Annotated in this window: 7 protein-coding genes; 6 read left to right on the top strand and 1 reads right to left on the bottom strand. The window is 61.9% G+C overall.

Translation table 11 applies throughout. The annotated features are described in order from the left end of the window. Window positions 1-109 precede the first annotated feature (109 nt). From ABE456_RS27695 to ABE456_RS27685, 3 genes are read left to right on the top strand one after another with little or no spacing between them, the layout of a single operon-like run. Window positions 110-1909, top strand: coding sequence for an extracellular solute-binding protein (locus ABE456_RS27695; RefSeq protein ID WP_346646770.1), 1800 nt, complete (start codon window positions 110-112; stop codon window positions 1907-1909). Further along, window positions 1906-2964 carry a microcin C ABC transporter permease YejB gene (locus ABE456_RS27690; RefSeq protein WP_346646769.1) on the top strand — a complete coding sequence of 353 codons (1059 nt, stop codon included), beginning with the start codon at window positions 1906-1908 and terminating at the stop codon, window positions 2962-2964. Before ABE456_RS27695 ends, ABE456_RS27690 begins: the two co-directional genes overlap by 4 nt. Beyond that, the gene (locus tag ABE456_RS27685; protein WP_346646768.1) at window positions 2964-3980 is read left to right on the top strand and encodes an ABC transporter permease; all 1017 of its coding nucleotides are present in this window, start codon (window positions 2964-2966) and stop codon (window positions 3978-3980) included. The genes ABE456_RS27690 and ABE456_RS27685 overlap by 1 nt, the downstream gene beginning before the upstream one ends. 37 nt (window positions 3981-4017) lie before the next feature. Here the strand turns inward: ABE456_RS27685 and ABE456_RS27680 are convergent, their stop codons facing one another. Further along, complete coding sequence (locus ABE456_RS27680) at window positions 4018-4968, bottom strand: RHS repeat-associated core domain-containing protein (protein WP_346646767.1); 951 nt, start codon at window positions 4966-4968, stop codon at window positions 4018-4020. A 137-nt stretch (window positions 4969-5105) separates the two neighbouring features. Here ABE456_RS27680 and hbdH point away from each other — a divergent pair, with 137 nt between their 5' ends. The 3 genes from hbdH to ABE456_RS27665 all read left to right on the top strand — a co-directional run bounded on the left by hbdH (window position 5106) and on the right by ABE456_RS27665 (window position 8510). Continuing rightward, the gene (hbdH, locus tag ABE456_RS27675; RefSeq protein ID WP_346646766.1) at window positions 5106-5876 is read left to right on the top strand and encodes a 3-hydroxybutyrate dehydrogenase; all 771 of its coding nucleotides are present in this window, start codon (window positions 5106-5108) and stop codon (window positions 5874-5876) included. Between the two features lie 55 nt (window positions 5877-5931). Continuing rightward, on the top strand, window positions 5932-6411 hold the full coding sequence (gene eco / locus ABE456_RS27670) for a serine protease inhibitor ecotin (protein ID WP_346646765.1): 480 nt from the start codon (window positions 5932-5934) through the stop codon (window positions 6409-6411). Window positions 6412-6554: 143 nt separating this feature from the next. Continuing rightward, window positions 6555-8510 (top strand): acetoacetate--CoA ligase, encoded by a 1956-nt coding sequence (locus ABE456_RS27665; RefSeq protein WP_346646764.1) that lies wholly within the window; start codon window positions 6555-6557, stop codon window positions 8508-8510. Window positions 8511-8548: the final 38 nt, after the last annotated feature.

Here is an 8548-nt window from a genome sequence, read left to right as displayed (position 1 = left end):
CGGGGTTTCCCCGGCTACTGCGCCTTATCTGGACCGGGCGTTGCTGGTCGGGCCTCTTGCGGGTTAAACCCCGCTCCCACAGGTCCTGTGTTGCCTGTTTCTGCTTTGCATTGGCCTGAACGTCCAGGCCGCCCCCACCCACGCCCTCACCGTCTACGGCGAAGCCCCCCGCTACAACGCCAGTTTCCAGCACTTCGACTACGTCAACCCCAATGCCCCCAAAGGCGGCATCCTGCGCCGTTCGGCCATCGAGATCGGCCAGTTCGACCATATCCTGCCGTACATCGACAAGGGTATCGGCGTCAGCGAAGTCGATGGCCTGCTGTACGCGCCATTGGCCGTACGTTCGTTCGATGAACCCTACACAGTCTATGGCCTGATCGCCCGGCGCATGGAGCGTGGCCCGGATGACGCCTGGCTGCGCCTCGAAGTAGACCCGCGCGCTACCTTCGCCGATGGCAAGCCGGTGCGCGCCGAAGACATACGCTTCACCTACGAGCTGCTGATGAGCAAAGGCAGCCTCAAGTACCGCACCCAGTTCGCCGACGTCACCGGGGTTACCGTGGAAAGCCCGCAACGTGTGCGCTTCGATTTCAAGCCCAACCATGGCCGCACCCTGGCGCTGGACCTCGCCACCCTGCCGGTGCTGCCGGAACACGACTGGCAGCAGCGCGACTTTGCCAACGGCGCCGGCTTCGACAAACCGGTCGGCAGTGGCCCGTACCGTATCGGGCGCATCGATAACGGCCGCAGCATCACCTTCGAACGCGACCCGACCTGGTGGGCGCGCGACTTGCCAGCCAGCCGTGGCCGCTACAATTTCGACAAGCTGCGCATCGAGTATTTCGGCGACACCGAAGTGGCGCGCCAGGTATTGAAGGGCGGCGGCTACGACTACAACCGCGAGTTCTCCGCCACCGCCTACACCCTGGGCTACAACGGCGCGCAACTGGACGATGGCCGCCTGCAGCGCGCCCACCTGGGCCCGGCCAAGCCGCAGGTTGCCCAGGGTTTCGTGTTCAACCTCGACCAGCCGCAGTTCAAGGACCGGCGCGTGCGCCAGGCACTTGGCATGCTGTGGGACTACGAGTGGAGCAACCGGCAGATGATGCGCAACATGTACATCCGCCAGCAGAGCGTGTTCTCCAATACCCCATTGGCAGCCCGCCAGCTGCCGGATGCCAGCGAGCTGAAGCTGCTCGAACCATTGCGCGGCAAGGTGCCGGACGAAGTCTTCAGCACGGTGTTCACCGCCCCGGTCACCGATGGTTCAGGCATCATCCGCAAGCAGCAGCTGCAGGCCCTGGGCCTGCTCGAACAAGCCGGCTGGCGCCCCGAAGGTGACCGCCTGGTAAACAGCCAAGGCACGCCGCTGGCGTTCACCTTCCTCAATGGCCAGGCGGGCATGGAGCGCCTGCTGCTGCCGTGGAAGCGCAACCTGGCACAGATTGGCGTTACCCTGAACATCCGCAATGTCGACTCGGCCCAGTACGTAAACCGCCTGATGGCACGCGACTACGACATGATCGTCACCGGCTACCCGGTCACCCTGTCGCCCGGTGCCGAGCTGTACAACTACTTTGGCTCGGCAGCGGCCCACGACCCCGGTTCGAACAACCTGATGGTGCTGCAGGACCCTGCCGTGGACCACCTGATCGACGGTCTGGTACGCGCCGCAACGCAGGCCGACATGCTGCACCATGCCCATGCCCTGGACCGGGTGCTGCAATGGAACTACTACTGGATCCCCAACTACTATCCACCAGGCAGCTCCACCGCCTGGTGGAACCGCTTCGGCCTGCCCAAGGTCCAGGCTGCCTATGACGAAGGCCTGGACACCTGGTGGGAGGTCAGCCCCACCGCGCTGACCAACGCACAAATGGCCGAACACCGGAAGTCTTCACCATGACCACCTACATCCTGCGCCGCCTGCTGCTGATCATCCCGACACTGCTGGCAATCCTGCTGGTCAATTTCGCCATCGTCCAGGCTGCGCCGGGTGGCCCGGTGGAGCAGGCCGTGGCGCGCCTGCAGGGCATAGGCGGTGGCGCACCAGGTGCGCGGGCCGAGGTGGTGCACAGTGAGTCGCGGGCCACCCGCGGCCTGGACCCGAAACTGATCGAAGAGATCAAGCGCCAGTACGGCTTTGACAAATCGGCCCCAGAGCGCCTGTGGTTGATGCTCGGCCAGTATGCCCGGCTGGACTTCGGCAACAGTTTTTTCCGCGGCGCCAAGGTCACCGACCTGATCCTCGACAAGTTGCCGGTCACCCTGTCACTGGGCTTATGGGCCACGCTGATCACCTACCTGGTGTCGATCCCGCTGGGCATTCGCAAGGCAGTACGCCACGGCAGCCGCTTCGATGCCTGGAGCAGCGCACTGATCGTGGTCGGCTACGCCCTGCCCTCGTTCCTGTTCGCCCTGCTGCTGATCGTGCTGTTCGCCGGCGGCACCTCGCTGAACTGGTTCCCGGTGCGCGGGCTGGTTTCGGACAACTTCGACGAACTAAGCCTGCTGGGCAAGGTGGCCGACTACTTCTGGCACCTGGTGCTGCCTGTCGGTGCCTTGGTGATCGGTGGTTTCGCCACCCTCACGCTGCTGACCAAGAACGCCTTCCTCGACGAGATTTCCCGGCAGTACGTGGTCACCGCCCGGGCCAAGGGCCTCAGCGAGCGCCGGGTGCTGTATGGCCACGTGTTGCGCAACGCCATGCTGTTGGTGGTAGCCGGGCTGCCGCAGGCACTGATCACGGTGTTCTTCGCCGGCTCGCTGCTGATCGAGGTGATCTTTTCGCTCGATGGCCTGGGCCGCATGAGTTACGACGCGGCGGTGTCGCGGGATTACCCGGTGGTGTTCGGCACGCTGTTCATCTTCACCCTGGCGGGCCTGCTGATTCGCCTGATCGGCGACCTGTCGTACACCCTGCTCGACCCGCGTATCGACTTTGACGCGAGGGCGCACTGATGTTGTCGCCCGTTTCGCGCCGTCGCCTGCAACGCTTTCGCCGCAATCGCCTTGGCTGGGTTTCGCTGTGGTTGTTCGCCGGCCTTCTGCTGCTGAGCATGGCTGCCGAACTGGTAGCCAACGACAAGCCGCTGCTGCTGGGCTACAAGGGCGAGCTGTATGTGCCGGCGCTCAAGCGCTACACCGAGCAGCAGTTTGGCGGCCAACTGCCGTTCCAGCCCGACTACCGCAGCGCCTATGTGCGCCAGCTGATAGCCGACCAGGGCGGCTGGATGCTGTTCGCGCCTATCCCGTTCAGCGCCGATACCCCCAACTATGACCTGCAAGTACCTACCCCCAGCCCGCCAAGCGCGAGCAACTGGCTAGGCACCGATGACCAGGGCCGCGATGTGCTGGCGCGGGTGCTGTACGGTACGCGGGTATCATTGCTGTTCGCCTTTGCCCTGACCGTGGTCAGCGTGCTCATCGGCATAGCGGCCGGCGCCCTGCAGGGCTACCACGGCGGCTGGGTCGACCTGCTTGGCCAGCGCCTGCTGGAGGTGTGGTCGGGCTTGCCGGTGCTGTACCTGCTGATCATCCTCAGTGGTTTTGTCGAACCCGATTTCTGGTGGTTGCTGGGGATCATGGCGCTGTTCTCCTGGTTGACCCTGGTCGACGTGGTGCGTGCCGAATTCCTGCGTGGGCGCAACCTTGAGTATGTGAAGGCCGCCCGGGCGCTGGGGCTGCCAGACAGTCAGGTAATGCTGCGGCACATCTTGCCCAATGCCATGAATGCAACGCTGACTTATGTGCCGTTCATGTTGACCGGGGCGATTACCACGCTCACCGCGCTGGATTTCCTTGGCTTCGGCATGCCGGCCGGTAGCGCCTCGCTGGGTGAACTGGTGACCCAGGGCAAACAGCACCTGGAAGCGCCGTGGCTGGGCTTTACCGCGTTCTTTGCGCTGGCGGTGATCTTGTCGCTGCTGGTGTTTATCGGGGATGCCATGCGGGAGGCGTTTGACCCCCGGGGTTAGGGTTCCAGGCCCGGCCATGCTTGCACTTCACTCAGGTTTACCTATTTACGTTAAGCGGCACCTGAAATGTAACCCGGTTGTGATTTTCAACGGCCATTGCCCTGGTGGTATTTCTGTTATTGCGACTGCCCTCCGGACGCCTGATCCAACCCATCATTTCAAGCACATCCTGCTTCAAGGGCTCCAATTCTGAGTCAGGTCCAAACCGCAAGAATTTATCAATAAATAATTTTTGCTGTTTCAGCACGTTCAACTGTTGTTCTGGGGGCACCTTTCGATTCTGCATGACATACGGGGCAATAAGCATATCTCTCACCAGCTCGTCGAACTGCGTGCCGCGCCACGTTATCCTTGAAGCTTGCAAGAGATCATCTGTCATACTTTTTGCAAAACTGTTTGCCGCTTGCTGAGCTTCACTTACTTGCTTTGTGCGCTTGGCTCCGCTTCTCCGAAGCCCTTTTTTGACCCGCGCAAAGTAATTAGTAATTTTCTTGAAACGAAAGTGCTTTGCTGCCACCCCTTGAAATGGCCATTTAGTGTAATTTAAAAGCGGTGATCGCCCGCTTGGATCCGCATGGCTTATTGGGTTTCCTTGACAATACGCACAGGCATTTACCCCACCAACATCGAATGGGCTCAGGATGTCCGGTGACTGGAATTTCATCAGCGCTGGGTTATAAACGCGGTGACCATTTCCTAACGGGTAATTTCCGGTGATTTTGTCTATCCATTCCCCATTGTACAAAGAAAGGAATGGTTTGCCAGAAACAAGCTCGGAATATCCATAAGGCGTGTATGCATAAACACTTGCGTGTCGCCCCTGCAAATGACACATCACCGAATGCTTCGCATCATTGACCATGATTGCAATCCCTTCGTCGTACGCTATTGCCAAACGGTCCGCGTTGACTTGCAACAACGAAACACACTTGTACTTTCCGACGAGCGTAACGGGGATATTTCCTTGGTAGAAGCGCCGGTTCTCCATCTCGTCTTCTCTTCTATCTCATTCATCTCACCATTTTATCGCCAGGACTTGAACATGCCACCTGACAATTTTGATAGTGTCGGTGTTCGTGGTCATCGCCACGTTGTACGCCACCGGCATCGTTTAAGGAGCTTTGCATGACCCTCAAAGGCAAGACTGCACTCGTCACCGGTTCCACCAGTGGCATCGGCCTGGGCATCGCCCAGATACTGGCCCGCGCAGGCGCCAACATCGTGTTCAACGGCTTTGGCAACCCCGCACCAGCGCTGGCCGAGATTGCCCGGCATGGGGTGAAGGTAATCCATCATCCGGCCGATCTGTCCGATGTAGCCCAGATCGAAGCGCTGTTCGCCCTGGCTGATCGCGAGTTCGGCAGCGTCGATATCCTGGTCAATAACGCGGGTATCCAGCATGTGGCACCGGTCGAGCAGTTCCCGGTCGAGAGTTGGGACAAGATCATCGCCCTCAACCTGTCGGCCGTGTTCCATGGCACGCGCCTGGCGCTGCCCGGCATGCGCGCGCGCAACTGGGGGCGCATCATCAACATCGCCTCGGTACATGGCCTGGTCGGTTCGACCGGCAAGGCGGCCTATGTGGCGGCCAAGCACGGTGTGGTTGGCCTGACCAAGGTGGTGGGCCTGGAAACCGCGACCAGCAACGTCACCTGCAATGCCATCTGCCCGGGCTGGGTGCTGACCCCGCTGGTGCAAAAGCAAATCGACGATCGTGCTGCCAACGGTGGCGATCCGCTGCAAGCGCAGCACGATCTTCTAGCAGAAAAGCAGCCGTCGCTGGCCTTCGTCACCCCCGAGCACCTGGGTGAACTGGTACTATTCCTGTGCAGCGAGGCCGGTAGCCAGGTTCGCGGTGCCGCCTGGAACGTCGATGGTGGCTGGTTGGCCCAGTGACGGGCGGCCTGGGCCTGGCGGCGGTCTCGCATTCGTTTATCTGCAAGGAGGCCCTATGCGCCCAACCCCAATGACTGCGATTCTGGCCCTGACTCTGGCTGCCGCCGCACAAGCATCAGCAGCCAGCCTGAAGGACGTCGCGCCCTACCCCGAGGCGGAAAAAGGCTTCACCCGGCAGGTCATCCACCTGCCAGCCCAGGCTGACGAGTCGGCCTACCAACTGGAAATTATCGCCGGCAAGACCCTGCCGGTGGACTGCAACCGCCAGCGTCTGGGCGGCAGCCTTGAACAACTTACCCTGGAAGGCTGGGGCTACAACTACTACCGCCTGGAGAAAGTCAGCGGCCCGGTCAGCACCCTGATGGCCTGCCCGGATGGCAAGAAGACCAACGCCTTTGTGCCGGTGGTCGGTGATGGTTTCATGCTGCGCTACAACAGCAAGTTGCCGGTGGTGGTATATGCACCCAAGGATGTAGAGGTGCGCTACCGCGTATGGTCGGCATCGCAGGACGTGCAAAAGGCTAAAGTAGAGTAACGCGTAAGCCTTAGACCATGATGGTGCCTTCATCGCCGGCGAGCCGGCTCCCACAGGTTGGTCACTGTACTTAAGATCTGTGAGGTCCCTGTGGGAGCTGGCTTGCCGGCGATGGGGCCCTTGCAGGCTACAGGAGGTTCGGCATGAACGATGTGCTTTGGCGCCCCTCCACGGCGCAGATCGAGGCCAGCCGGATGGATGCCTTCCGCCGCCGGGTCAACCTGCGCTACAACCTGCAACTGAACGACTACCAGGCGCTGCACCGCTGGAGCATCGAACAGCGGCCCGCCTTCTGGCAAACCCTTGCCGAGTATTTCCACGTCCACTGGCATACCCCGCCGAGCCAGGTGCTCAGCGAAGGGCCACAGATGCCCGATGCCCAGTGGTTCAGCCATGCCACCCTGAACTTCGCCGAACACTTGCTGCGCCGTCGCGACGACCGTCCGGCCGTGGTTGCCGTGCGCGAAGACGGCCAGCGCCAGGTGTTTACTCATGCCGAGTTGGCTGCACAGGTGGCCGGGCTGCAAACCGCGTTCAGGGCCGCCGGTATCGTCCCCGGCGACCGGGTGGCCGCGGTTATGCCCAACACCTGGCAAACCCTGGTCGCCATGCTCGCCTGCACCAGCCTCGGCGCGGTCTGGTCCACCTCCTCGCCCGAGTTCGGCGTGCACGGCATCATCGACCGCTTCGGCCAGATAGCGCCCAAACTGCTGATCGTCTGCGCCGATTACCAGTACGCAGGCAAGGCCATCGACCAAGTGGACAAAGTCAACCAGGTGTGCGCGCAGTTGCCCGGCCTTGAGCGATTGATCGTAGTGCCGCATACCCGCAGCGGCACGCGCGCAGATGAATTCCAGGCAGCCAGCGTCAGCCTGTGGGATGACTTCTACCAGCCCGGCGGCGAGCCGCATTTCACGCCACTGCCCTTCGATCAGCCGTTGTACATCCTCTATTCCAGTGGCACTACGGGTGTGCCCAAGTGCATTGTCCATCGCGCCGGTGGCGTGTTGCTGCAGCACCTCAAGGAGCACGGCCTGCACAACGACCTTAAGGCCGATGACGTGCTGTTCTACTACACCACCTGCGGCTGGATGATGTGGAACTGGCTAGTCAGCGGCCTGGCGGTGGGTGCCACGCTGGTGCTGTACGACGGTTCGCCCTTCCACCCCGGCCCGCAGCGCCTGCTGGACCTGATCGATGCCGAGGGTATCCACGCCTTCGGTACCAGTGCCAAATACCTGGCAGCCCTGGAGCAGGCAGGCCTGGAACCTGCCACCAGCCACCGCCTGGGCAGCCTGCGCCTGCTGCTGTCGACCGGCTCGCCACTGTCGCCGCACAGCTATGAATACGTGTACGGCAAGATCAAGGCCGACCTGTGCCTGGCTTCCATGTCGGGCGGTACCGACATCGTCGCCTGCTTCGTGCTGGGCAACCCGACCCTGCCGGTACGCCGTGGAGAAATCCAGTGCAAGGGCCTGGGCATGGCGGTGGAGGTATGGAACGAGCTTGGCCAGCCGGTGCAGGACGAAAAAGGCGAACTGGTATGCACGCACAACTTCCCTTCCATGCCGCTGGGGTTCTGGCACGACCCTGACGGCGGCCGTTACCACGAGGCCTATTTCAGCCAGTTCCCGGGGGTGTGGGCCCAGGGCGATTATGCCGAACAGCGCGCCAGCGGTGGCATGGTGATCCATGGCCGCTCCGATGCCGTACTCAACCCCGGCGGTGTGCGCATTGGCACGGCGGAGATCTACCGGCAGGTGGAAAAGGTCGAACAGGTAGTGGAAAGCGTGGCCATCGGCCAGGACTGGCAAGGCGATGTGCGGGTGGTGCTGTTCGTGCGCCTGCGTGATGGCGTGCAACTGGATGAGGCCCTGCGCCAGCAGATCCGCCAGGTGATACGCCAGTACACCACGCCCCGCCATGTGCCGGCGGTGATTGCCCAGGTCAGCGACATCCCGCGCACCATCAGCGGCAAGTTGGTGGAATTGGCGATTCGCAATGTGGTGCATGGCTTGCCGGTGAAGAACACCGACGCCCTGGCCAACCCGGAGGCGCTGGAGCAGTTTCGTGATCGGGTGGAGTTGCTTACCCCGTAGTAAAGCCCTTCACCGCCATTGTGGGAGCGGCCTTGCGT

The sequence above is a fragment of the Pseudomonas sp. TWI929 genome (assembly GCF_039673335.1).
GTDB lineage: Bacteria > Pseudomonadota > Gammaproteobacteria > Pseudomonadales > Pseudomonadaceae > Aquipseudomonas.
Note: the sequence above shows the minus strand (reverse complement) of the source record. Positions and strands in the feature narration are given on the sequence as shown.

Bases quoted from the DNA above. Each gene is read 5' to 3' on its own strand.
- ABE456_RS27690 (WP_346646769.1), top strand. From the start codon at position 1,906: ATGACCACCTACATCCTGCGCCGCCTGCTGCTGATCATCCCGACACTG.
- ABE456_RS27685 (WP_346646768.1), top strand. From the start codon at position 2,964: ATGTTGTCGCCCGTTTCGCGCCGTCGCCTGCAACGCTTTCGCCGCAAT.
- ABE456_RS27680 (WP_346646767.1), bottom strand. From the start codon at position 4,968: ATGGAGAACCGGCGCTTCTACCAAGGAAATATCCCCGTTACGCTCGTC.
- hbdH (WP_346646766.1), top strand. From the start codon at position 5,106: ATGACCCTCAAAGGCAAGACTGCACTCGTCACCGGTTCCACCAGTGGC.
- eco (WP_346646765.1), top strand. From the start codon at position 5,932: ATGCGCCCAACCCCAATGACTGCGATTCTGGCCCTGACTCTGGCTGCC.
- ABE456_RS27665 (WP_346646764.1), top strand. From the start codon at position 6,555: ATGAACGATGTGCTTTGGCGCCCCTCCACGGCGCAGATCGAGGCCAGC.